The 22,736-nt window shown below is 69.7% G+C and carries 18 protein-coding genes; 10 read left to right on the forward strand and 8 right to left on the reverse strand.

Annotated features, from left to right (window positions below; all coding sequences use genetic code 11):
• From F3J18_RS25965 to F3J18_RS25990, 6 genes are all read right to left on the reverse strand, one after another.
• Positions 1-739: LacI family DNA-binding transcriptional regulator (locus F3J18_RS25965; protein WP_166914979.1), on the reverse strand; the 739-nt coding region annotated here is incomplete at its 3' end.
• 626 nt (positions 740-1,365) lie between these two features.
• Complete coding sequence (locus F3J18_RS25970; RefSeq protein ID WP_025101541.1) at positions 1,366-2,328, reverse strand: D-glycerate dehydrogenase; 963 nt, start codon at positions 2,326-2,328, stop codon at positions 1,366-1,368.
• Positions 2,329-2,333: 5 nt separating this feature from the next.
• Complete coding sequence (locus F3J18_RS25975) at positions 2,334-3,614, reverse strand: MFS transporter (RefSeq protein WP_126242425.1); 1,281 nt, start codon at positions 3,612-3,614, stop codon at positions 2,334-2,336.
• Between the two features lie 70 nt (positions 3,615-3,684).
• Positions 3,685-4,695: a sugar kinase gene (locus F3J18_RS25980; RefSeq protein WP_105852348.1), complete on the reverse strand. Its 1,011-nt coding sequence runs from the start codon at positions 4,693-4,695 to the stop codon at positions 3,685-3,687.
• A gap of 26 nt (positions 4,696-4,721) precedes the next feature.
• Positions 4,722-5,486 carry a TIM barrel protein gene (locus F3J18_RS25985; protein WP_025101538.1) on the reverse strand — a complete coding sequence of 255 codons (765 nt, stop codon included), beginning with the start codon at positions 5,484-5,486 and terminating at the stop codon, positions 4,722-4,724.
• A 221-nt stretch (positions 5,487-5,707) separates the two neighbouring features.
• Positions 5,708-6,001 (reverse strand): hypothetical protein, encoded by a 294-nt coding sequence (locus F3J18_RS25990; protein ID WP_166914981.1) that lies wholly within the window; start codon positions 5,999-6,001, stop codon positions 5,708-5,710.
• Here F3J18_RS25990 and F3J18_RS25995 point away from each other — a divergent pair.
• From F3J18_RS25995 to F3J18_RS26015, 5 genes are all read left to right on the forward strand, one after another.
• Positions 6,000-6,584 carry a fimbrial protein gene (locus F3J18_RS25995; RefSeq protein ID WP_166914994.1) on the forward strand — a complete coding sequence of 195 codons (585 nt, stop codon included), beginning with the start codon at positions 6,000-6,002 and terminating at the stop codon, positions 6,582-6,584. The two genes, F3J18_RS25990 and F3J18_RS25995, sit on opposite strands and share 2 nt — an antisense overlap.
• 107 nt (positions 6,585-6,691) lie before the next feature.
• Entirely contained in the window at positions 6,692-7,441 is a 750-nt protein-coding gene (locus tag F3J18_RS26000; protein WP_166914982.1) for a fimbria/pilus periplasmic chaperone, read from the forward strand.
• 88 nt (positions 7,442-7,529) lie between these two features.
• Positions 7,530-10,238, forward strand: coding sequence for a fimbria/pilus outer membrane usher protein (locus F3J18_RS26005; RefSeq protein ID WP_240154711.1), 2,709 nt, complete (start codon positions 7,530-7,532; stop codon positions 10,236-10,238).
• Positions 10,235-11,221, forward strand: a complete 987-nt coding sequence (locus F3J18_RS26010; protein ID WP_166914984.1) for a fimbrial protein — start codon at positions 10,235-10,237, stop codon at positions 11,219-11,221. Before F3J18_RS26005 ends, F3J18_RS26010 begins: the two co-directional genes overlap by 4 nt.
• Before the next feature lie 148 nt (positions 11,222-11,369).
• Complete coding sequence (locus F3J18_RS26015) at positions 11,370-12,368, forward strand: fimbrial protein (protein WP_166914986.1); 999 nt, start codon at positions 11,370-11,372, stop codon at positions 12,366-12,368.
• Positions 12,369-12,396: 28 nt separating this feature from the next.
• Here F3J18_RS26015 and F3J18_RS26020 read toward each other — a convergent pair whose 3' ends face one another.
• The gene (locus F3J18_RS26020; protein ID WP_025101532.1) at positions 12,397-13,272 is read right to left on the reverse strand and encodes a LysR family transcriptional regulator; all 876 of its coding nucleotides are present in this window, start codon (positions 13,270-13,272) and stop codon (positions 12,397-12,399) included.
• A 110-nt stretch (positions 13,273-13,382) separates the two neighbouring features.
• Here F3J18_RS26020 and F3J18_RS26025 point away from each other — a divergent pair, with 110 nt between their 5' ends.
• Together F3J18_RS26025 and F3J18_RS26030 are read left to right on the forward strand one after the other, a co-directional pair.
• A complete protein-coding gene (locus F3J18_RS26025; protein WP_166914988.1) occupies positions 13,383-14,465 on the forward strand; it encodes a YeiH family protein in 1,083 nt (360 codons plus the stop codon).
• Between the two features lie 115 nt (positions 14,466-14,580).
• Positions 14,581-16,317 (forward strand): ClcB-like voltage-gated chloride channel protein, encoded by a 1,737-nt coding sequence (locus F3J18_RS26030; protein WP_166914996.1) that lies wholly within the window; start codon positions 14,581-14,583, stop codon positions 16,315-16,317.
• A gap of 75 nt (positions 16,318-16,392) precedes the next feature.
• Here F3J18_RS26030 and F3J18_RS26035 read toward each other — a convergent pair whose 3' ends face one another.
• Positions 16,393-17,013, reverse strand: a complete 621-nt coding sequence (locus tag F3J18_RS26035) for a TetR/AcrR family transcriptional regulator (RefSeq protein WP_025101529.1) — start codon at positions 17,011-17,013, stop codon at positions 16,393-16,395.
• 170 nt (positions 17,014-17,183) lie between these two features.
• Between F3J18_RS26035 and F3J18_RS26040 the strand changes: the two genes are divergently transcribed.
• From F3J18_RS26040 to F3J18_RS26050, 3 genes are all read left to right on the forward strand, one after another.
• Complete coding sequence (locus tag F3J18_RS26040; protein ID WP_166914990.1) at positions 17,184-18,287, forward strand: efflux RND transporter periplasmic adaptor subunit; 1,104 nt, start codon at positions 17,184-17,186, stop codon at positions 18,285-18,287.
• Complete coding sequence (locus tag F3J18_RS26045; RefSeq protein WP_025101527.1) at positions 18,284-21,433, forward strand: efflux RND transporter permease subunit; 3,150 nt, start codon at positions 18,284-18,286, stop codon at positions 21,431-21,433. The genes F3J18_RS26040 and F3J18_RS26045 overlap by 4 nt, the downstream gene beginning before the upstream one ends.
• A 2-nt stretch (positions 21,434-21,435) precedes the next feature.
• A partial coding sequence (locus tag F3J18_RS26050; RefSeq protein WP_166914992.1) for an efflux transporter outer membrane subunit occupies positions 21,436-22,736 on the forward strand: 1,301 nt, incomplete at its 3' end.

Here is a 22,736-nt window from a genome sequence, read left to right on the forward strand (position 1 = left end):
CGTCGAGCCCGGCCAGCGCGGCGGCCAGTGCCTCGCAATCGGCCAGGTCGGCGACGATCGTGGGCGCCGCCTCGCGGTCGCGGCCCAGCTCGGCCAGCGCCGCGCGGAACGCGGCCTCGCGCAGGCGCCGCGAACTCACCTGCTCGAACGGCTGCACCACGAAACAGACCTCGGCGAAACCCTGCGCGAACAGGTGCGCGAGCCCCGCGCGCACCGCGGCGCTATTGTCCAGGCCGACCAGGTCGGCGTCGAAACCCTCCACGCGCCGATCGACCAGCACGGTCGGGATTCCGCAGCCGCGCAGCGGCATCAGCGCATCCTCGCGCGCGCCCAGCGCGTTGACGATCATGCCCTCGACGCGATAGGTGGTCAGCAGTTGCAGGTAGCGGCGCTCCATGTCGGCCTCGTTGGCGGCATGGCAGATCAGCGGCATGTAGCCGAGCGCGTGGCAGGCCGCCTCGACGCCCTGCAGCACCTCGACCGTATAAGGATTGGTGAGGTCGGCCGCGAGCAGCCCGAGCAGGCGGTTGCGGCCGCGCTTGAGGCCGCGCGCCATCTGGTTCGGCCGGTAGTTCAGGCGCTGGATCGCGGCCTCGATGCGGGTGCGCAGGTCCGCCGACAGCACGTTGGTCTCGCCGTTCAGGTAGCGCGACACGCTGGTCTTGCCGGTGCCGGCCTCGCGCGCGACATCGCTGATGGTGGCCGGGCGCGCGCCGGCCGGGGAACGGGTTTCGCTCATCGCGGCGCCTGCTGGCGAACGCCGCGCGAGGAGCGCGGACGGGATCGGCGGGGGGATCCGAGGGCGGATCGGGATACGCAGTTCAACTGATCGTTTCTCCATGTGGCGACGCCGGCAGCGCGGGCTGCTGCGCCGACGGCCTCGAGCCGCGGCTCCCGGGGGCGGGCTGCCGGCCGATGGACACCGGGCTGGCCCGGCATATCCAGCCAGTTCACGAACGCGGCTGGCCCTCGAGTCCCTGACGGGCTTGCCAGGATCGGCCGGGCCCGGGGACGCGAGACCTCAGTCAGCGCGGGATCATAACGCAGCCGGACGTCAGGCGATACGAGGGTCCGTTCGGTTCGCCCGCTGCGGTCGGCGCGCGGCTTGCGGCGAGCGCACCGGTGCACGGTAACCAGGCACCGCGCCGTCAGCCGGCGAGCCACGGATATCGCGGCTCGCCGCGTTTCGCCGGGTTTCTGGTGCACTGCGCAACCTATCGCGGCGCGGCGCGCCGATAGCGACTATCCGATACCGACCATGCGGCGGCGATGATTTCAGGCAGGCAGCAGGCTCGCGCGACGGCGCCCTTCCATGCCCTGCGCCTGCCTCGATTCCGGCGGTGGCACGCCGCCGGAACCCGGCACTCAACGCGCGAGCAGCTCGCGATTGACGAGATTGCCGCGCAGCGTGCCGTCGAGCGCGCCGATTAGGTTCTCGGCGGCGTTGCGCGCCATGGCGTGACGCGTCTCGTGCGTGGCCGAGCCGATATGCGGCAGCGCCACCACGTTCTTCATCGTCAGCAGCGGCGAATCGGCCGCCAGCGGTTCCTGCTCGAACACGTCGAGCCCCGCGCCGCGGATCGTGCCGGCGCGCAGCGCCTCGATCAGCGCCGCCTCGTCAACCACCGGCCCGCGCGCGGCATTGATCAGGATCGCGCCCGGCTTCATCCTCGCCAGCTCGGCCGCGCCGATCAGGTGGCGCGTCGCCTCGCTCAGCGGCACCTGCAGGCAGACGAAATCGGAGGTGGCGAGCAGCTCGTCGAGCGGCACGCGGCGCGCGCCGAACTGCGTCTCGGCCTCGGCGTTCGCGCTGCGATTGGTGTATTGCACGCGCATCCGGAAGCCGAGCGCGGCACGCCGCGCCACCGCCGCGCCGATCCGGCCCAGCCCGACGATGCCGAGCGTCTTGCCCTGCACGTCGGTGCCGTAGAGCGGCTCGCCGATGCTCTTCTTCCACTGCCCGGCCTTGACGAACTCGGCCAGCTCGACCACCCGCCGCGCGCTCGACAGGATCAGCGCGAACACCGTGTCGGCGGTCGACTCGGTCAGCACGTCGGGGGTATGCGCGAGCAGGATGCCGCGGCGCGTGAGGTCGGCCACGTCGAAGTTGTCGTAGCCGACCGAGATGGTCGACCAGGCGCGCAGCCGCGGCGCGCGATCGAGCATCGCGGCGGTCACCGGCACGCTCGCGCCGATCGCGCCGTCGGCATCGGCCAGCGCCTCGGCGAGCGCCTCGGCGCCCTCGGCCTGGATCACCTCGGCGTGCTCGCGCAGGTAGGCGAGCACGTCATCGGGCAGGGTCTTGTAGGCGACGATACGGTAGCTCATGCGATTCATTTTCCTGTGGTGGAGTGCGCGAGCGGCAAGGCCCCGTCGGGATGCGGCCTGACCACCAGCGTCAGCACGACCGAGGCGACCAGCGCCACGCTCATGAACGCATAGGACGCCGAGGGCGAGCCGGTCGCGCCGTTCAGATAACCGACGACATAGGAGCCGACGAAGGAGCCCAGCGCGCCCATGCTGTTGATCAGGGCCATCGCGCCGCCGGCGACGTTCTTCGGCAGCAGCTCGGGCACGATCGCGAAGAACGGCCCGTAGGGCGCGTACATGGCGGCGCCGGCGATCACCAGCATCGCGTAGGACAGCCAGAAGTGGGTCGAGCCGAGCGCGTAGGAGCCGGCAAAGGCGATCGCGCCGACCAGCAGGAACGGCCAGACGAAGGCCTTGCGCGTGTCGAGCTTGTCCGAGGCCCAGGACACGACCAGCATCGCGATGGTGGCGGCCAGGTAGGGCAGCGCCGACAGCCAGCCGGTCTCGACCATGCCGAACGAGGAGCCGTTCTTGACGATCGAGGGCAGCCACAGCACGAAGCCGTAGACGCCGATGCTCCAGCAGAAGTACTGGGCGCAGAGCAGCAGCACGGCCGGCTGGCGGAACGCCTCGCGATAGTTGCGCACCGGCTTGAGGGCGGCCTGCTCGCTGGCCAGCGCGCGCTCGATGTCGCGCTTCTCGTCGGCCGACAGCCACCTGGCCTCGGCCGGCTTGTCCTGCACCAGCACCCACCAGCAGATCGCCCAGATGACGGCCGGCACGCCCTCGGCGACGAACATGTGGCGCCAGCCGAATTCGTGCACCAGGTAGCCCGACACCACCGACATCCACAGCACCGTGACCGGGTTGCCGAGGATCAGGAAGGTGTTGGCGCGCGAGCGCTCGTGCTTGGTGAACCAGTTGCTGATGTAGATCAGCATGGCCGGCATGACGGCCGCCTCCACCACGCCCAGCGCGAAGCGGATCGCCATCAGCGAGGGGATGTTGCTGACCAGGCCGGTCAGCGCCGCGCAGCCGCCCCACAGCACCAGGCTCCAGAACACCAGGCGCTTGACGCTGCGCCGCTCGGCATAGATCGCGCCGGGGATCTGGAAGAAGAAGTAGCCGAGGAAGAACAGCGCGCCGATCAGCGAGGCCAGCCCCTTGCCGATGCCGAGATCCTGGTTGATGCCGGCCGCCGAGGCGAAGCCGAAGTTCGCGCGATCAAGGTACGCGAGGCTGTACGTGATGAACACGATCGGCATGATCTTCCACCAGCGGCGGATCGGAAGCGTTGCGGACATGGGGCTTGTCTCCTTCGGCGTGCGGCGCCGTATCGGGTTCGTCGCGGCGCATCCCGCGCCGCGCGGGCAATTATCGCGCGAGTGCCTCGGCGGCGGCGGCCGGTGCCGGCCGGGCGGCACGCGCGTCGGCCGCTTCGAGGCGGTCGAGCTGTTCGCGGCTCGGCAGGCCCTCGGAATCGCCGATCACCTGGATAGCCAGCGCGCCGATGCGGTTGCCGCGCGCCACCGCCTCGGCCACCGTGCGGCCTTCGAGCAGGCCGCTGATCACGCCGACCGCGAAGCCGTCGCCGGCGCCCACCGTGTCCACCACGCGCTCGACGCGCTCGCCGGCCACCGTCCCCTCGCGGCCATCGACCGTCAGGTAGTAGGCGCCGGCCTCGCCGAGCTTAATCACCACGCCGGCGCGCGCGCCGTTGGCGAGGTAGAAGCGCGCGATCTCGGCCGGTGTGTCGAGGCCGGTCAACTGGCGGCCCTCGGCCAGGCCCGGCAGCACCCAGTCGGCATGCGAGGCCAGTTCGTTGAGCGTGCGCGCCATCGCCTCGGCCGAAGGCCACAGCGTCGGGCGCAGGTTCGGATCGAAGGAAATCGTCTTGCCGGCCGCGCGCATCTCGCGGGCCAGGTGGAAGGCCAGCTCGCAGGACGTCGACGAAATCGCCGGCGCCACGCCCGTCAGGTGCAGGTGGCGCGCGCCCAGCGCGTAGTCGGCGACATAGTCGTCCAGCGAGAGGTGGCTGGCGGCCGAGCCCTTGCGGAAGTATTCGATGTCCGGGTCGCTGCCGTCGTCGCTGCGCGCCTTCAACTGGAAGCCGGTGCGATAACGCTCGTCGATCGTCACGCAGGACGCATCGATGCCCTCGTGGGCCAGCGTGTCGAGCACGTGGCGGCCGAACGAATCCTTGCCGACGCGGCTCAGGTAGCCGACCCGGAAGCCGAGCCGGGCCAGGCCGATCGCGACGTTCAGGTCGGCGCCGGCGATCCGCCTGGTGAACTGCTCGGCCTGCGCGAGCGGACCCGGCGCATTGGCGACGAACAGCGTCATGGCTTCGCCGTAGGTGAGGATTTCGACGGGGGACTGCGACATGATGAAAACTCCTTCGGAATGCGGGGTCAGGCGGTCTCGAGCCAGGCGACGCGACGGCGCGCGTCGGCGGCGAGATCGGCCGGGTCGAACGGGAACTCGATGCCGCGCGGCACCTCGCGCGGCAGCGTCGCGAGCACCGGCAGGCAGAGCGGGTCGGCCGCCTGCGGGGCCACCGCGAAACGGCGCGCGCCCTCGCCCGTCACGGCCTTGCAATGGATGTACTCGACATGCGGCGCGAGGGCCCGGGCGGCCGCCAGCGGCAGCTCGCCGGGCCACAGCCAGTTGCCGATGTCGAAGGTCATGCCGAGCGTGCCGGCCGCGCCTTCCTCGACCAGCGCGGCGAACAGCGCGGTGAATTGCGCCAGCGTGCCGCCCATCGCGAGCTGGCCGTTCTCGACCAGGATCCGCGCGCGGCTGCCCTGCGCGGCGGCGGCGATCTCGGCCGCGTGCGTGGTGCCGGCGAACCCGCCGAGCTGGAATTTCAGGAAATGCGCGCCCAGCGCCTCGGCCTCGCGCAGCGACAGCGCGAGCGCCTCGCGATCGAGCGCGCCGTCCTCGCGGTAGAGCGTGGCCGGCGTCGAGTAGACAGCCCACATTCCCGCTGCCGCAATCGCCATGCCCAGCGCCGCGAGCGCGGCCGGCGCGCAGTCCTCGTCGGCGGCGAACAGTTCGCGGCGCACCTCGAAGCCGGCGGCGCCCGCCTCGGCCGCCCGCCCGACATAGGCACGATGCCCGTCGCGGCGAATCGCCTCCGTCCCGTATGCGCTGGCGACGATCACGATATCTGCCATGTCTGCCCTTCTCTCCATGCTGGGCTCCGAATCTGTCGATTGGAACCGGTTCCATTCAATGGAGCGAATGGTGCGCTTCGTGTCTGTCGCAGGCCATAGAGGAAATCCCTGAGAGACGGGTCGCATCGGGAAAACAGTGCCCGATCAGGTCGTGGCCGCCGGGATCGGAGCGCGAATCGAAAATATGCCGGGGATGGTTTACAGAATCAGACGAGTCAGCTTCACGCCCCCAACTCGTCTTGATAAATTTTCACTCGTTCGCGTCCGGCCACATGACATGCGAACGGCAGCTTCGGCATTTTCAGCAGCTTCGGCATTTTCAACAGCTTCGCAGCCATATCCACCACCCGCGACACCCGCAACGACACATCCCCGACTCTCGCCCGATCCCACCCGTTTCTCCCCAGCCCATGAATTCCCCACTCGACCATTCGGGAGGTCAACTCACGACATAGATCCCTCGCACACGCTATCCATTGCCTTTTCACGCTTTCACGATCGACTTCCATGAACATGAAACATTTCCCGCTGCTCATGTCGGCCGCCGCGCTGACCCTCACCGCCATGCAGGCCGCCCATGCCTCGGACGGCACCATCAACTTCACCGGCTCGGTGGTCGCCTCGACCTGCAAGATCAACGGCGGCACCAACGACCTGACCGTGCCGCTGCCGACGGCCGCCGCCAGCCAGCTCGCCACGGTGGGCGCCACCGCCGGCCGGACCCCGTTCACGCTGTCGCTGTCGGGTTGCACGACCGACCGCAAGGAAGGCGGCAACAGCGTCCCGGCGCCGGTGCGCAAGGTGTCGGTGGCGTTCGAGCCGGGGCCGAACGTCAATCTCGCCACCGGCCGCCTGGTGCCGACCGGCGAGAACGCGGCCACCGGCGTCGAGATCGAGATCCTCAACGACAAGTACACGCCGATCAAGATCGGCGCGGAAAGCTCGACGCAGGGCGCCCAGGTCGTCGACATCGACGCCGCCGAAGGCGGCACCGGCACCGCGACGCTGCAATTCGCGGCCCAGTACGTGGCGACCGGCGACAAGGTGACGGGCGGCCCCGCCAACTCCTTCGTGACCTACTCGCTCGTCTATCCCTGAGCCTGCGCTGCGCCGGTTGACCGTGTCGCCGCCCTTCGGGTGATCGGCATGCGAATCATCGAGATCCGGCAACCGGCGCACTTAAATTTGCACTGCGAATCAAATCCATGTCGAGAACGAAATCGAGCCCGATCGCCCGTAGCTGGCTGGCACTCATCGCGCTGCTCTGCTGCGCCTGGGCCCAGGCCAGCGTGACCTTGTCCGGCACCCGCGTGGTATTCGACGCGAGCGAGCCGGAAGTGACGATCCAGCTCAGCAACCAGGGCAAGCAGCCGGCGCTGATCCAGGCCTGGCTCGACACCGGCGACGAGCGGGCCGAGCCGGAACGCATCGAGGTGCCCTTCATGGTCACGCCTACCCTGTTCCGCATCGAAGCGGGCAAGGGCCAGGCGCTGCGCATCATCCACACCGGCGAGCCCCTGCCGTCGAACCGCGAATCGCTGTTCTGGCTGAACGTGCTGGACGTGCCGCCCAAGGCCAGCGGCGGCGACGAGGTGAATCGCCTGCAGTTCGCGTTCCGCACCCGCATCAAGATGATGTACCGCCCCGCCGGCCTGCCCGGCAACCCGGACGACGCACCGGCCAGCCTGCGCTGGACGCTCGCCACCGACGCATCGCAACGCCCGGTGTTGCAGGCCCGCAATCCGAGCGCCTACGTCGTCAACCTCGCCGGCGTCGAGCTGCAATCCGGCGGCAAGACCTACCCAGCGGGTTTCGGTCACGTGCTGCCCGGCGAAACCGCGTCGTTCCCCTTGGTCGGCGCGGATTCGACGGCGCTGCCGGACGCGACGGTCCTGTACAGCAGCGTCGACGACTGGGGTTCGACGCATGGCCATCGCGCGGCGGTCGGCCGATGAATCCGCCGCAGGCAACCAGGCACCCGCGCGCCTGCCGCGCGCGGCGATCCGCGCGGCCTCACGTGTCCACCTCGGGAAACGCTACAAGATGATGCGGGTATTGCAGGCGGAAACCGTTCCCCGGCTGAAACCGACATGCGCGCTGCTGCTCTCGATCTTCTCCGCCTGGGAAGCCGACGCGCGGGCAGCGGAGACCGCCGACATGGCCGACGGCGCGACCTTGCAGGTCGCCCAGGCGCAGTTCGCCCGCGTCGAGTTCGAAGGCGGCTTCCTGAACCACGGCGGCGGCGCAATCGACGTGTCGCGCTATGCGCAGCGCAACGTGGTGCGGCCCGGCATGTATCGCCCTGACATCTACGTGAACGGCCAATGGGCCGGCCGCATCGAGGTGCCATTCCGCGCCGCGCCCGGCATGCTCGATGCGCAGCCCTGCTTCGACCAGGCCTTGCTGGAGCGGCTCGGCATCGACCTGGCCAGCCTGCGGCCGAGCCGGCTCGCCTCGCTGGCGCATGACGGCGCCTGCCTGCGCATCGGTCAGGCCGTCGACGAGGCCTCGTTCAGCTTCGACTTCAATGATCTCCGGCTCGACCTCGGCATCCCGCAGATCTCGATGCGGCGCCAGGCACGCGGCTACGTGAATCCCAGGCAATGGAGCGCGGGCGTGCCGGTCGCCATGCTCAGCTACAACCTCAACGTCTACCATTCGCGCGCGCGCGACGCGCGCGCCGCCACCCAGGGCTATCTCGGCATCGACGGCGGCTTCAACCTCCAGCGCTGGCACTTCCGGCACGGCGGTTCGTTCAACTGGGACGATCGCGGCCACCGCCGCTACCAGAACATCGCGACCTACGTGCAGCGCGATCTCTCGGCCTGGTCCTCGCAGCTCGTGATCGGCGACGCCTATACGCCCGGCGAACTGTTCGACACCAGCGCGTTCCGCGGCCTGCGCGTGGCCACCGACGACCGCATGCTGCCCGAATCGCAGCGCGGTTACGCGCCCGTGGTGCGCGGCGTGGCCAGCACCAACGCGAAGGTGACGATTTCCCAGAACGGCGTGAAGCTCTACGAGACCACCGTGGCGCCGGGCGGTTTCCAGATCGACGATCTCTACCCCACCGGCTACGGCGGCGACCTGAAGGTGCTCGTCACCGAAGCGGATGGCAGCGAGCATTCCTTTTCGGTGCCCTACGCCGCCGTGCCGATGTCCTTGCGCCCCGGCCAGCACCGCTACAGCTTCACGGCGGGCGCGCTGCGCCACCTGCCGAACGGCAGGCCGCTGTTCACCCAGGCGACCTGGCAGCAGGGCCTGACCAATACGCTGACCGGCTATGGCGGCGCCACCCTGGCGCAGGGCTACCTGTCGGTGATGGCCGGCGCGGTGCTCACCACCGGCTGGGGCGCCTTCGGCCTCGATCTCACGCACGCCAGCACGCGCATTCCGGGCGAGCGCGGCCATGCCGGGCAGAGCTTGCGCCTGAGCTACGCGAAAACGGTGGCGGCCACCGGCACCAATATCGCGATCGCCGCCTACCGCTATTCGACCAGCGGCTTCTTCGGCCTGAACGATGCGATGGCCGCGCGCGACCAGGCCAAGCTCGAGATTCGCACCACCGCGCTCTACCGCCAGCGCAACCGCGCCTCGCTGACCCTGAGCCAGCAGCTCGGCCGGCGCGGCGGCAGCCTCAACCTCACGGCCTCGACGGCAACCTACTGGAACCGCCGCGGCTCGGATCTCGATTTCACGATCGGCTACAGCAACAGCTTCCGCAACCTGGCCTACAACGTCTCGGCAAGCCGTCAGCGCGACGCCTGGGGCAAGGCCGGCACGCTGATCTACGCCGGGCTGTCGATTCCGCTCGGCCGCACGCAGCCGGCCACGCTGTCCACCAGCCTGAACCGCGACTCGCGGGGCTCCACCCAGGTGGCCACCAGCCTGAGCGGCGCGGCCGGCGTCGACGGCAACCTCTCCTACGGCCTCAACCTGGACCACGGCAGCGGGCGCGACGGCACGCGCACCAGCGGCGGCGCCAACCTCATGCATCGCGGCGCGCGGGGCGAACTGAGCGGCAGCATCGGCGCCAGCGCCGACTACCAGCAGCTCTCGCTCGGCGCGCGCGGCGCGGTCGTCGCGCATCGCGGCGGCATCTCGCTTTCGCAGCCGCTGTCGGAAACCTTCGCGATCGTCGAGGCGAAGCACGCCGAGGGCGCGCGCGTGACCAATGCCTCGGGCGTGCGCGTGGGCAGCAATGGTTACGCGGTGGTGCCGCACCTCACGCCATTCTCGATGAACGACGTCTCGCTCGATCCGAAGGGCCTGTCGACCGATGTCCAGTTGAAGGAGACCAGCCAGCGCGTCGCTCCGCTCGCGGGGGCCGTGCCGCTGCTGGTGTTCAAGACCGAATACGGCCGCTCGGCGGTGATCCGCGCGCGGCAGGCCGATGGCTCGCCGGTGCCGTTCGGCGCGATGGTCACCGATGCGACCGGCAAGGAGGTCGGGGTGATCGGGCAAGGCGGCAAACTGTTGGCCCGAGGGCTGGCCGAACGCGGCCAGTTGACGGCGCGATGGGAAAACGACGCGGACACCACGGCCTGCCGACTGTCGTATTCGCTGCCGATGCGCACGCGCGTCGCGGGATACCAGCCGCTGCAAAGCATCGAGGCGCCCTGCCTGGAAAGCGGCGCCCCCGATTTCGCACCGCGACGATCGAGGCGGGAATCGCCCGACATGTCGAGCAACAGCGTCAGTGGCGGCGGTAGCGCCGCCGAATCGCACCCCGCACAAGGAACGGTCCGATGAAAAAACAGCTTCTCCTTGCCTGCCTGCTGGCGGGTATGTCGAGCCCGGCGTGGGCGATACGCTGCACCTCGGATACCAACAGCGCGTTGAACTACTACATCGGTCACGTCAGCGGATTCACCCCTCCAGACTTCGATCCCGGCGCGGTCCCGATAGGCGGCGTCATCTATCGCTCCCAGGATCTCGGCCTGAACTTCATCAACAAGCGATATGCGTCGGCAAGCTTCCAGTGCACGGAGCCGCTCGCTTTCGTTTACAAGACGGGCATCGGTGTGCCGAACAACCGTATCTACCCGACGTCCATACCCAATATCGGCATGCGTCTTTCGACCTTCCCGGGTACCGGGGTCATCAACAGCACGCACAGCGCCTGGAACGAGAGTTTCCCGATCACGATCGAATTGATCAAGACCGGTGAAATCACCGCCGGCGGCTACCTGAGCGGCGCCTACGCGCAGTACCGGGCCAATACCGTCGATGGACAGCTCATGGTCGAGTTCCGTTTCGCGTCGCCGGTCAAGGTCCAGCCGAGCATACCGACCTGCCGGGTCGCCACGCCTCAAGTCGCGGTGCCGATGGGCACCATGACCACGGCGATGTTCACGGGTATCGGCAGCACCACCTTCGCACGCCGCTTCGAAATCGCGCTGGCTTGCTCGGGCGGCAACCCAGGCACCGCCACCCATGCCTGGGTGACGCTGACCGACGCCAGCCAGCCCGGAAACACATCCACCACGCTGTCGCTCACAAGGAATTCGAGCGCATCGGGCATCGGCATCCAGATCCGCCACGACGACACCGTGCTCGGCTTCGGACCCGATTCGGCCGCGGTCGGCAATACCAACCAGTGGTTCCTGGGCAGGATCGCCCAGGGCATGGCCGAGATCCGGGTGCCGCTCACCGCGCGCTACGTGCAGACCGGCGCAAGGGTCGGCGCGGGCAGCGCCAATGCACGCGCGACCTTCACGCTCAGTTACCAGTAGCACGCGTGCGAGACGACGATCGCGCACCGGGTTGGGCCGGACCAAGCCGGCACCGGCCCGCAGCGCCTACCTCGCTGCTTCCGGCGGGCGGCTGCGCGGCTGCAGCCAGGCCCCGGCGTGAAGCACCATCCCAGAACGCATGAAATCGATGAAACGACTGCTTTTCCTCGGCGGGGCGCTGGCCTGCCTCGCGAACCCCGCCTGGTCGGCCAACTGCAGCTCCAATACCAGTGATGGATCGGACTATTTCGTCGCCCACATGGTGGGTTTCGATCCACCGGAATTCGCGCCCGGCGCGATTCCGGTCGGCAGTGTCATCTACAGCGCCAAGGGCCGCGGCCTGAGCTTCATCAACAAGAAAAGCGGCGAGTCGCCAAGCTACCGATGCAAGACGCCGATCGCCGTCTACACGACGGGCGTCGGCATGCCGAACGACACGATCTATCCGACGTCGATCCCCAACATCGGAATGCGCATCATCAGCACCAAGGGCGTGCTGCCGAATCTATCCCCCTGGCCGAGCACCGGCGCGGGCTGGAACGAACACTATTCGATGACGGTCGAGCTGATCAAGACCGGCGAGATCACCGCCGGCGGCTACCTGAGCGGTGCCTACGCGCGATACCGCGCGGACAACGACAACGGCGAGATCCTGGTCGAGTACCGCTTCGCCTCGCCGGTCCGGGTCCAGCCGCGGGTGCCGACCTGCCGGGTCGCCACGCCCGAGGTGACGGTGCCGATGGGCACCATGAGCACCTCGATGTTCACGGGCATCGGCAGCCGCACCTTCGCGCGGCACTTCGAGATCGCGCTGAACTGCTCCGGGGGCGATCCCGGCACCTCGACCAACGCCTGGGTCACGCTGACCGACGCCAGCCAGCCCGGCAACACCTCGAACGCCCTGTCGCTGACCCGCGAGTCGACCGCCTCGGGCATCGGCATCGAGATCCACCGCGACGACACCGTGCTCGGCTTCGGGCCCGATTCGGCCGCGGTCGGCAATACCAACCAGTGGTACATGGGCAATATCGCCCAGGGACAGGCAGGCCTGCGGGTACCGCTCACCGCGCGCTACGTGCAGACCGGCACGAAGGTCGGCGCGGGCAGCGCCAATGCGCGCGCCACCTTCACGCTCAGCTATCAATGAAATCCAGCGCGCGCCGCCAGGCGCCCGGCTATCCCAGGCTCATCGCCAGGAAGCGCGCGGCCACGCGCGAAGGCGTGGCGGCATGCGGCACCAGGATCGAGAAGCGCCGCACCAGCGGTCGCGGCGCGATCGAGCGCTTCACCAGCGCCGCGTCGTCGCGCAACGACATGGCCGACACGAAACCCACCCCCATCCCGGCCCGCACCGCCTCCTTCACCGCTTCCACGCCGGCGATCTCGAGCGCCACGCGCACCGGCACGCCGGCCCGCGCGAAGGCGCGCTCGACCAGTTGGCGCACGCCCGAGCCAGCCTCGCGCAGCACCAGCGGCGAGCCGGCCAGCGCCTCCAGCGACACCGCCTCGCCGGGCGCGGCCGCCAGCGCATGGGTGGCCGGCACGATCGCGACGATCTCGTCCTCGCGCCAGGGGTGGACCGCGGTGCCCGAAGGCAGCGCGTCGCCGGGCGGCCCCTCGATCAGGGCCAGGTCGAGCGTGCCGAGCGCGGCCACCACGTCGGCGGTGTTGCCGGTCATGGTCTGGATCGCCACGCCGGGCGCGAGCGGCCGGAACTCGGCGATCAGGTAGGGCAGCAGGTAGCTGGCCGGCGTGGTGCTCGCGCCGATGCGCAGCGTGCCGCGCTCGACGCCGCGCACGGCATCGCGATAGGCACGCGCCTGCGCATAGGCGTCGCGCACCTGGGCGGCCAGCGGCGCCAGCGCCTCGCCGACCGGCGTGAGCCGCACGCCGCGCCCGTCGCGCAGGTAGAGCGGCTCGCCGAACTCGTCCTGCAGCTGGCGCAGTTGGCCCGACACGGCGGGCTGCGACAGGTGCAGCAGCTCGGCCGCGCGGCTGATGTTGCGCAGCTCGGCGACGGTGGCGAACGTTATCAGTTGATCCGGGGTCATGCCGAGAAAATATCAGATTTCCCGATAATCGATGTCACTAATCACAATTTTTCATATCGATATATCCAAATTAGGATTGGCACCATCGAATCACACGTGGAAACCACCCCATGTCCACCGCCAACCCCGCCCTGCCGCATGCCGCCGCGCCCTCGGTGCGCGGCCAGCTCAACGGCGTGCTGTTCGTCGCGCTGTTCGCCGCCGCGGTCACCAGCCTGTCCTCGCTGCCGGCCATCGCCCGGCTCGGCCTCTCGCCGCTGATCGTCGGAATCATCGCCGGCACCGTCTACGGCAACGCGCTGCGCGACGGCATGCCGGCCAGCTGGGCGGCCGGCGTCAACTTCTCGGCGCGCAAGCTGCTGCGCATCGCGGTGGCCTTCTTCGGGCTGCGCGTGAGCCTGCAGGAAATCGCCCAGGTGGGCCTGCCGGGGCTGGCGGTCTCGGCGCTGATGGTGGTCAGCACCCTGCTGATCGGCACCTGGGTCGGCATGCGCCTGTTCAAGCTCGATCGCGACACGGCCCTGCTGACCGCGGCCGGCAGCGCCATCTGCGGCGCGGCCGCGGTGCTGGCCTTCGAATCGACCCTGCAATCCAAGCCGCACCAGAGCGCGATGGCGGTCGGCAGCGTGGTGCTGTTCGGCACGCTCTCGATGTTCGCCTACCCGCTCGCCTATCACGCCGGCTGGATTCCGCTCGACGCGCAGGGCCTGGGCCTGTTCTTCGGCGGCACCATCCACGAGGTCGCCCAGGTGGTCGGTGCGGCCAGCGACGTGAGCCCGCAGGTCACGCATACCGCGACCATCGTCAAGATGACCCGCGTGATGCTGCTGGTGCCGGTGCTGCTCGCGCTCGGCGCCTGGCTGGCCCACTCGGCGCGCCAGTCGCGCGCGGCAGACGGCGCCGCGGCCGGCCACGGCAAGCGCCGGCTGGCGGTGCCCTGGTTCGCGCTCGGCTTCCTCGGCTTCGTGATCGTCAACTCGCTCGGCGTGCTGCCGGACGCCACCCTCCACACGCTGAACACGCTCGACACTTTCGCCCTGACCATGGCCATGACGGCGCTGGGCATCGAGACGCGGCTCGCCCAGATCCGCGCCGCCGGCCCGCGCGCCCTGGGCGCCGGCCTGGTGCTCTATGCGTGGCTGATCGCCGGCGGCTTCGGCATCACCTGGCTGGTCGAGCGCTGGCTTGGCTGAACGTCCCGCCTCCTCCCCTCGCCCGGCGAACCGCGCCGCGCCCGCCGGCCCCGTCCGGCCGGCGCGGCGCGGTGCTATGCTGGCGCTCGCCTTCCTACGCGCTCCCCTCGACCTCGTGCTGTCCTTCCTGCTCAAGCTGCGCACGCGCGCGCAAACGCTGTTCCGCCTGTCCGACGCGCACACCATGCTGATCTGGTCGGTGATCGCCGGGATCAGCGGCGCATTCGCCACGATCCTGTTCCGCGAAGGCATCGACACCATCCAGCGGCTGTTCTCCGGCGCCAGCGGCAGCTTCGTGGAGATGGCCAAGCGCCTGCCCTGGCACATGCGGATCTGGATGCCGGCCGCGGGCGGCTTCCTGGCCGGCTGCGTGCTGCTGGCCGCGCAGCGCGGCAGCGCGAAACAGGCGAGCGGCGCCGACTACATGGAAGCGGTGGCGCTCGGCGACGGCATCGTGCCGGTCAGGCAGAGCCTCTGGCGCAGCGCCTCCTCGCTGCTGACGATCGGCAGCGGCGGCTCGATCGGCCGCGAGGGCCCGATGGTGCAGCTCGCCGCGCTGGCCGCCTCGCTGGTCGGCCGCCTGGCGCGCTTCGATCCGCCCCGGCTGCGGCTGCTGGTGGCTTGCGGCGCCGCGGCCGGCATCACCTCGGCCTACAACGCGCCGATCGCCGGCGCCTTCTTCGTCGGCGAGATCGTGCTCGGCGCGATCTCGATGGAGAGCTTCGGGCCGATGCTGGTCGCCTCGGTGGTGGCCAACATCACGATGCGCGAGTTCGCCGGCTACAAGCCGCCTTACGAGATGCCGGTGTTCCCCGCCGTGACCGGTTTCGAGGTGCTGGCCTTCGTCGCGCTCGGGCTGTTGTGCGGCGCGGCCGCGCCGCAGTTCCTGCGCCTGCTGGCCGCCTCGAAATCGCGCTTTCGCCGCTTGCCGGTGCCCGTGCCGGTGCGGCTCGCGCTCGGCGGGCTGGCGGTCGGCATCATCTCGGTGTGGGTGCCCGACGTCTGGGGCAACGGCTACAGCGTGGTGAACTCGATCCTGCATTCGTCCTGGACCTGGCAGGCGCTGGTGATCGTGCTGCTCTGCAAGCTGCTGGCCACCGCGGCCACCTCGGGCTCGGGCGCGATCGGCGGGATCTTCACGCCGACCCTGTTCGTCGGCGCGGCCGGCGGCGCGCTGTTCGGCCTGGGCATGCAGGCGCTGCTGCCGGGCCACGTGTCGGCCGCCTACGCCTACGCGATCGTCGGCATGGGCGCCTTCCTGGCAGGTGCAACGCAGGCGCCGCTGATGGCGATCATCATGATCTTCGAGATGACGCTGAGCTACCAGGTGGTGCTGCCGCTGATGGTGTCCTGCGTGGTCGCCTATTTCGCGGCCCGCGCGCTGGGCCAGACCTCGATGTACGAGATCACGCTGCGCCGCCATCGCGAGGAGGAGGAGCGGCTGCGCCTGAAGGCAACCCAGATGCGCGCGCTGATCCAGCCCGCGCAGACCGTGGTGCGGCCCGAGGCCAGCGTCGCCGAGATGACGCGCGTGTTCCTCGAATATCCGGTGAAGTATCTCTACGTGAGCGACGAGGCGGGGCATTTCCGCGGCGCGGTCGCGCTCAAGGACATCACCTCCGACCTGCTCGAGGGCCGCGACACGCAGCACAAGAGCGCGGCCGACTACGCGCATACGCCGTTTCCGCTGCTCACGCCCGACATGTCGCTGGGCACGGCGCTGGGCCATTTCATGTGCTTCCAGGGGGAGCGGCTGCCGGTGGTGGAATCGACGCAGGCGCCGGTGCTGGCCGGCGTGGTCTACAAGACCTCGCTGCTCGACGCCTATCACCGGCTCAACGGCAATCGCTGAGCGCGGTGCGCGATGGCCGCGCGCGGCACGGTCGGGAAGAGGGTCGGGAAATCGAAGGAATGAGAACGGGCGGGCTCAGTCGGCGCCGCGCCCCAGCACCACGCGCGCGAAGAAACCGCCCAGGGTCGCCTCGGTCATGTCGAGCGAGACGTAGTTCGGATCGGCGATGTGGATCGCCTGCACGCCGTCGCACAAACCCATCAGGCCCACCGCGAGCTGCTCGGGCGGCAGCAGCAGCGGCGTGCCGGCCTGCTCGGCGAACATGGCGATGGTATGGGCCATGTCCTCCAGCTTCTCGCGCATGAAGGCGGTGTAGCGGGCGCGGAACTTGGCGTCGCGCGCGGCCTGCAGCTTGGCCTCGCACCACAGCATGAAGGCCGGGTTCAGGCGGATGAAGCGGCTGTAGAAGTTCAGCGCGCGCGACTCCATCTCCTCGCGCGTACCGCCCGCGTCGAAGATCTGCTGCAGCTCGGCGCGCATCGTCTCGTGATCGCGCCGCAGCAGTTCGAGCAGCAGTTCGGCCTTGCCACCGAAGTTCGAATAGAACGCGCCGCGCGTGTAGCCGGCCGCCGCCGCGATGTCCTCGACGCTCGCGGCGACATACCCCTTCTTCGTAAATATGGTGTTCGCGGAGTTGAGCAGGCGCTCGCGCGTCTGGTCCTTGCTCTGCTCGCGGGTCAAGCGCTTCGGTTTCATGGCGCGCAGTCTAGCACCAATCGGCGATCGATTCATCTTTGCATCCAGATACAACTGTGTATTAGAATCCATCGCTGTTTCAGAGATGGAAACGAAAGCTTTCGTCGCCGTTCCCCGGCTGAGCCAGCCAGGCTCCGTCGGCTCCGCCCGCCTTTCCTCATGAGGTTGCCGTGAATGCATCCGGACCCCGCGCAGTCGTCCTTCTGGGCGCCGCGCTGCTCGTCGCCGCGTGTCATCCCAAGGACAACGGGCCGCCGCCCGCCGCCCGCCCGGTGGTGGCCAGGCCGATCGCCGCCGACGGCGCGACGGCGGCCGCCACCCTGCCCGGCGATATCGAGCCCCGCTACGCCACGCCGCTGTCGTTCCGGATCGCCGGCAAGATCATCGAGCGCAGCGTGCGGCTCGGCGATACCGTGAAGAAGGGCCAGGTGCTGGCCCATCTCGATCCTTCGGATCCCGAAAAGAACGCGGCCAGTGCCCAGGCCCAGCTCGACGCGGCCAGCCACGCGCTGACCTATGCCCAGCAGCAGGTCGAGCGCGACCGCGCGCAGGCGCGCGAGAAGCTGATCGCGCCGGCCCAGCTCGAACAGACCGAGAACGCCTATGCCTCGGCGCGCGCGCAGCGCGACCAGGCGGCGCAACAACTGGCACTGGCGAAAAACCAGCTGCAATACACCAGCCTGGTGGCCGATCATGCCGGCTACATCACGGCCGAGCAGGCCGATACCGGCCAGAACGTCTCGGCCGGCCAGGCCGTCTACCAGCTCGCCTGGTCGGGCGACGTCGACGTGGTGACCGACGTGCCCGAGGCCACGCTCGCGCTGCTGCAGCCGGGCCACGAGGCGGGCGTCACGCTGCCGGCCCTGCCCGGGCGCAGCTTCCAGGCCCGCGTGCGCGAGATCGCACCGGCCGCCGATCCGCAAAGCCGCACCTATCGCGTGCGTCTCACGCTGGCCGAGCCGGATCCGGCCGTGCGGCTCGGCATGACCGCCAACGTCGCGCTGGCCGGCACGGCCGCCGATGGCGCGCGCTACACGCTGCCCTCCACCGCCCTGTTCCACCAAGGCCCGAATCCGGCGGTCTGGGTGATCCGCCGCGACGACACGCTGGAGCTGCGCCGCGTCGGCATCGCGCGCTACGGCGAGAACACCATCACCGTGTCGCAGGGCCTGCAGGCCGGCGAGCGGGTGGTCCAGCAAGGCGTGCATGCCGTCAGCGCCGGCGAGAAGGTGCGCGCCGTGGCGCCGCTGCACGCGGAGGACGGCGCGTCATGAGCGAGCGCGAGGAAAGCCGTTTCAACCTGTCGGCCTGGGCACTGCGCCATCAGGCGCTGGTCGTCTACCTGATCGTGCTGGCCACCGTGGCCGGCATCCTGGCCTACACGCGCCTGGCGCAATCGGAGGATCCGCCCTTCACCTTCCGCGTGATGGTGATCCGCACCTTCTGGCCCGGCGCGAGCGCGCGGCAGGTGCAGGAGCAGGTCACCGACCGGATCGGCCGCAAGCTGCAGGAAACCCCCGCCATCGACTTCCTGCGCAGCTATTCGCGCCCCGGCGAGTCGATGATCTTCTTCACCATGAAGGATTCGGCGCCGGTCAAGGACGTGCCGGAAACCTGGTACCAGATCCGCAAGAAGGTCGGCGACATCGGCTCGACCCTGCCGCAAGGCGTGCAGGGCCCCTTCTTCAACGACGAGTTCGGCGACGTCTACACCAACATCTGGACCCTCGACGGCGACGGCTACTCGGCCGCCCAGCTGCACGACTACGCGGACCAGTTGCGCACCGTGCTGCTGCGGGTGCCGGGCGTCGGCAAGGTCGACTACTTCGGCGACCCGGACCAGCGCATCTTCATCGAGGTCGACAACGCGCGGCTCACGCGCCTGGGCATCTCGCCGACCCAGCTCGGCCAGGCGATCAACGCGCAGAACGCGGTAGCCTCCTCGGGCGTGCTGACCACCTCGAACGATCGCGTCTACATCCGCCCGAGCGGCCAGTTCGACTCGGTCGAGCAGCTCGCCGACATGGTGGTGCGCATCAACGATCGCACCTTCCGGCTGGGCGACATCGCCACCGTCAAGCGCGGCTACGACGACCCGCCCGTCACGCAGATGCGCTCGAACGGCCGCGCCGTGCTCGGCATCGGCGTGACCATGCAGCCCGGCGGCGACGTGATCCGGCTCGGCAAGGCGCTGGAGGCCACCACCCGGCAGTTGCAGACGCAACTACCCGCCGGCCTCAAGCTCGCCGAGGTATCGAGCATGCCGCAGGCGGTCTCGCATTCGGTGGACGACTTCCTGGAGGCGGTGGCCGAGGCGGTCGGCATCGTGCTGGTGGTGAGCCTGGTGTCGCTCGGGCTGCGCACCGGCATGGTGGTGGTGATCTCGATCCCGATCGTGCTGGCCATCACCGCGCTGTTCATGAACATGTTCGGCATCGGCCTGCACAAGGTCTCGCTGGGCACCCTGGTGCTGGCGCTGGGCCTGCTGGTGGACGACGCGATCATCGCCGTCGAGATGATGGCGGTGAAGCTCGAGCAGGGCTTCAGCCGCACCCGCGCGGCGGCCTTCGCCTACACCAGCACGGCCTTCCCGATGCTGACCGGCACCCTGGTGACGGTCTCGGGCTTCCTGCCGATCGCGCTGGCGCAATCGAGCACCGGCGAATACACGCGCTCGATCTTCGAGGTCTCGGCGATCGCGCTGATCGCCTCCTGGTTCGCCGCGGTGGTGCTGATCCCGCTGCTCGGCTACCACCTGCTGCCCGAGCGCAAGCGCGACGGCCACGAGGGGCCGCTGAACGCGCATCACGACGATCACCACGAGGCGCACGACATCTACGACACGCGCTTCTACAAGCGGTTGCGCGGCTGGATCGGCTGGTGCATCGAGCGCCGCTTCGTGGTGCTGATCATCACCGTCGCGCTGTTCGTGGTGGCGCTGGGCGGCTTCTCGATGATCCCGCAGCAGTTCTTCCCGAGCTCGGACCGCCCCGAGCTGCTGATCGACGTGCGGCTGCCCGAGGGCGCCTCGTTCCCCGCCACGCTGGAGCAGACCAAGCGCCTGGAGAAGGTGCTGGAGAACCGGCCCGAGATCGACCACACGGTCAGCTTCGTCGGCACCGGCGCGCCGCGCTTCTACCTGCCGCTGGACCAGCAACTGGCGCAGCCGAACTTCGCGCAGTTCGTGGTCACGGCCAAGTCGGTGGAGGCGCGCGAGAAGCTCGCCAGCTGGCTGGCGCCGACCCTGCGCGAGCAGTTCCCGGCGATCCGCTGGCGCCTGTCGCGGCTCGAGAACGGCCCGCCGGTCGGCTATCCGGTGCAGTTCCGCGTCAGCGGCGACAGCATCGCGACGGTGCGCTCGATCGCCGAGAAGGTGGCGGCCCAGGTGCGCCAGGACTCGCGCTCGGTGAACGTGCAGTTCGACTGGGACGAGCCGGCCGAGCGCTCGGTGCGCTTCGAGCTCGACCAGAAGAAGGCGCGCGAGCTGAACGTCACCTCGCAGGACGTCTCGAACTTCCTCGCCATGACCCTGCAGGGCACCACCGTCACGCAGTATCGCGAGCGCGACAAGCTGATCGCGGTCGACCTGCGCGCACCGAAGGCCGATCGCGTCGATCCGTCCCGACTCGCCACACTGGCGATGCCCACCCCGAGCGGCCCGGTGCCGCTGGGCACGCTCGGCCGCTTCGAGGACACGCTCGAATACGGCGTGATCTGGGAGCGCGACCGCCAGCCGACCATCACGGTGCAGGCCGACGTGCGGGGCGGCGCGCAGGGCATCGACGTCACGCACGCGATCGACAAGCAGCTCGACGGCCTGCGCGCGCAACTGCCGGTGGGCTACCGGATCGAGATCGGCGGCTCGGTCGAGGAAAGCGGCAAGGCCCAGGCCTCGATCAACGCGCAGATGCCGCTGCTGGCGATCGCCGTGCTGACCCTGCTGATGATCCAGCTGCAGAGCTTCTCGCGCGTGCTGATGGTGGTGCTGACCGCGCCGCTCGGCCTGATCGGGGTGGCCGCCACCCTGCTGCTGTTCGGCCAGCCGTTCGGCTTCGTGGCGATGCTGGGGGTGATCGCGATGTTCGGCATCATCATGCGCAACTCGGTGATCCTGGTCGACCAGATCGAGCAGGACATCGCCGCGGGCCACGGCCGCTTCGACGCGATCGTCGGCGCCACGGTACGGCGCTTCCGGCCCATCACGCTGACCGCGGCGGCCGCCGTGCTGGCCTTGATCCCGCTGCTGCGCTCGAACTTCTTCGGGCCGATGGCGACCGCGCTGATGGGCGGCATCACCAGCGCCACGGTGCTGACGCTGTTCTACCTGCCGGCGCTCTATGCCACCTGGTTCCGCGTCAAGTCGGGCGAACGCGACGACGCGCAGCAAGCGCCGACCGAACCCACGTCCCACGGAGCCTGACGATGAAACGCCTGACCTATCGTTGCCAGCCCGCGCTGCATGCGGCGCGCCCGCTGGCGGTGGCCGCGGCGCTGTCGGCCTCGCTCGCGCTGAGCGGCTGCTCGCTGTTCGCGCCGAACGACGCGGCGCCCGCCATGCCGTCGCCGGCCCATTACGGCGCCGCGCCGCTGCCCGAATCCACCGTGGCCGCGCAGGGCGTGGCCCAGCACTTCGCGGTCGGCGCCCAGCCGGTGCCGGACTGGTGGAAGCAATACCGCTCGGACCGGCTCGACGCGCTGGTCGACGAGGGGCTGCGCGCCAGCCCCAACCTGGCCGCCGCCGAGCACTCGCTGCAGGCCGCGCGCGAGCAGTTGCGCGCGCAGATCGGCAGCTCGCTGCTGCCGACCGTCGACCTCGGCGGCCAGACGGCGCGCGAGCGCGGCCTGGGCGTGCCCTCGTTCGGCCCGCCGACCGCGCTCTACAACCTGTTCGTCGGCCAGCTCCAGGCCAACTACACGATCGACCTGTTCGGCGCCGCTCGCTTCGCCAACCGCGAGCTGCGCCAGCGCGTCGACGTCACGGCCTTCCAGCTCGAATCGACGCGGCGCGCGTTGGCCGCCAACATCGTCACGGCCGCCATCACCTCGGCCGCGCTCGGCGAACAACTGCGCACCACCGAGCGCCTGGTCGCGCTCGCCAGGGAGCAGGCCGCCGACACCGCGAGCCGCTACCGGCTCGGCTCGGCCTCGCGTTCGGACAGCTACGGCGCCGAGCAGAGCGCCGCCTCGCTCGAAGCCTCGCTGCCGGCCCTGCGCCAGCAGTGGCTGAGCGCGCGGCACGCGCTGGCGGTGCTGATCGGGCGCACGCCCGACCAGGCACCCGACGATCTCGCGCTGGCCGAGCTGCAGCTGCCCGAGAACGTGCCGGTGGTAGTGCCCTCGCGCCTGCTCGAGACGCGCCCCGACATCCGCGCCGCCGACGCGGCGCTGAAGGCCTCGGCGGCGGCCGTCGGCGCGGCGACCGCCCAGTTGTTCCCGCAGATCTCGCTGTCGGCCTCGCTCGGCCAGGCCGGCTTCAAGTGGCCGCTGGCGCTGTCGGGCGCGGGCGGCATCTGGAGCGTGGGTGCCTCGCTGACCCAGCCGCTGTTCCATGGCGGCGCCCTGCTGGCCCAGCGGCGCGCCGCGCAGGCCAGCTACGCGGCCGCGGTCGAGCAGTACAAGGCCACGGTCCTGTCGGCGTTCCAGAACGTGGCCGACTCGCTGGCCGCGCTCGACAACGATGCCCAGGCGCTCGATGCCTCCAGCCGCGCGGCCGAGGCATCGAG

The sequence above is a fragment of the Burkholderia sp. Ax-1720 genome (assembly GCF_011753035.1).
GTDB lineage: Bacteria > Pseudomonadota > Gammaproteobacteria > Burkholderiales > Burkholderiaceae > Burkholderia > Burkholderia gladioli.

What these genes read in the sequence shown, in the direction of transcription:
- F3J18_RS26015 (WP_166914986.1), top strand. Translation starts at nt 11,370, where the DNA reads ATGAAACGACTGCTTTTCCTCGGCGGGGCGCTGGCCTGCCTCGCGAAC.
- F3J18_RS26020 (WP_025101532.1), bottom strand. Translation starts at nt 13,272, where the DNA reads ATGACCCCGGATCAACTGATAACGTTCGCCACCGTCGCCGAGCTGCGC.
- F3J18_RS26000 (WP_166914982.1), top strand. Translation starts at nt 6,692, where the DNA reads ATGTCGAGAACGAAATCGAGCCCGATCGCCCGTAGCTGGCTGGCACTC.
- F3J18_RS26045 (WP_025101527.1), top strand. Translation starts at nt 18,284, where the DNA reads ATGAGCGAGCGCGAGGAAAGCCGTTTCAACCTGTCGGCCTGGGCACTG.
- F3J18_RS25985 (WP_025101538.1), bottom strand. Translation starts at nt 5,486, where the DNA reads ATGGCAGATATCGTGATCGTCGCCAGCGCATACGGGACGGAGGCGATT.
- F3J18_RS25970 (WP_025101541.1), bottom strand. Translation starts at nt 2,328, where the DNA reads ATGAGCTACCGTATCGTCGCCTACAAGACCCTGCCCGATGACGTGCTC.
- F3J18_RS26005 (WP_240154711.1), top strand. Translation starts at nt 7,530, where the DNA reads ATGATGCGGGTATTGCAGGCGGAAACCGTTCCCCGGCTGAAACCGACA.
- F3J18_RS25975 (WP_126242425.1), bottom strand. Translation starts at nt 3,614, where the DNA reads ATGTCCGCAACGCTTCCGATCCGCCGCTGGTGGAAGATCATGCCGATC.
- F3J18_RS26010 (WP_166914984.1), top strand. Translation starts at nt 10,235, where the DNA reads ATGAAAAAACAGCTTCTCCTTGCCTGCCTGCTGGCGGGTATGTCGAGC.
- F3J18_RS25995 (WP_166914994.1), top strand. Translation starts at nt 6,000, where the DNA reads ATGAAACATTTCCCGCTGCTCATGTCGGCCGCCGCGCTGACCCTCACC.
- F3J18_RS25980 (WP_105852348.1), bottom strand. Translation starts at nt 4,695, where the DNA reads ATGTCGCAGTCCCCCGTCGAAATCCTCACCTACGGCGAAGCCATGACG.
- F3J18_RS26035 (WP_025101529.1), bottom strand. Translation starts at nt 17,013, where the DNA reads ATGAAACCGAAGCGCTTGACCCGCGAGCAGAGCAAGGACCAGACGCGC.
- F3J18_RS26025 (WP_166914988.1), top strand. Translation starts at nt 13,383, where the DNA reads ATGTCCACCGCCAACCCCGCCCTGCCGCATGCCGCCGCGCCCTCGGTG.
- F3J18_RS25990 (WP_166914981.1), bottom strand. Translation starts at nt 6,001, where the DNA reads ATGTTCATGGAAGTCGATCGTGAAAGCGTGAAAAGGCAATGGATAGCG.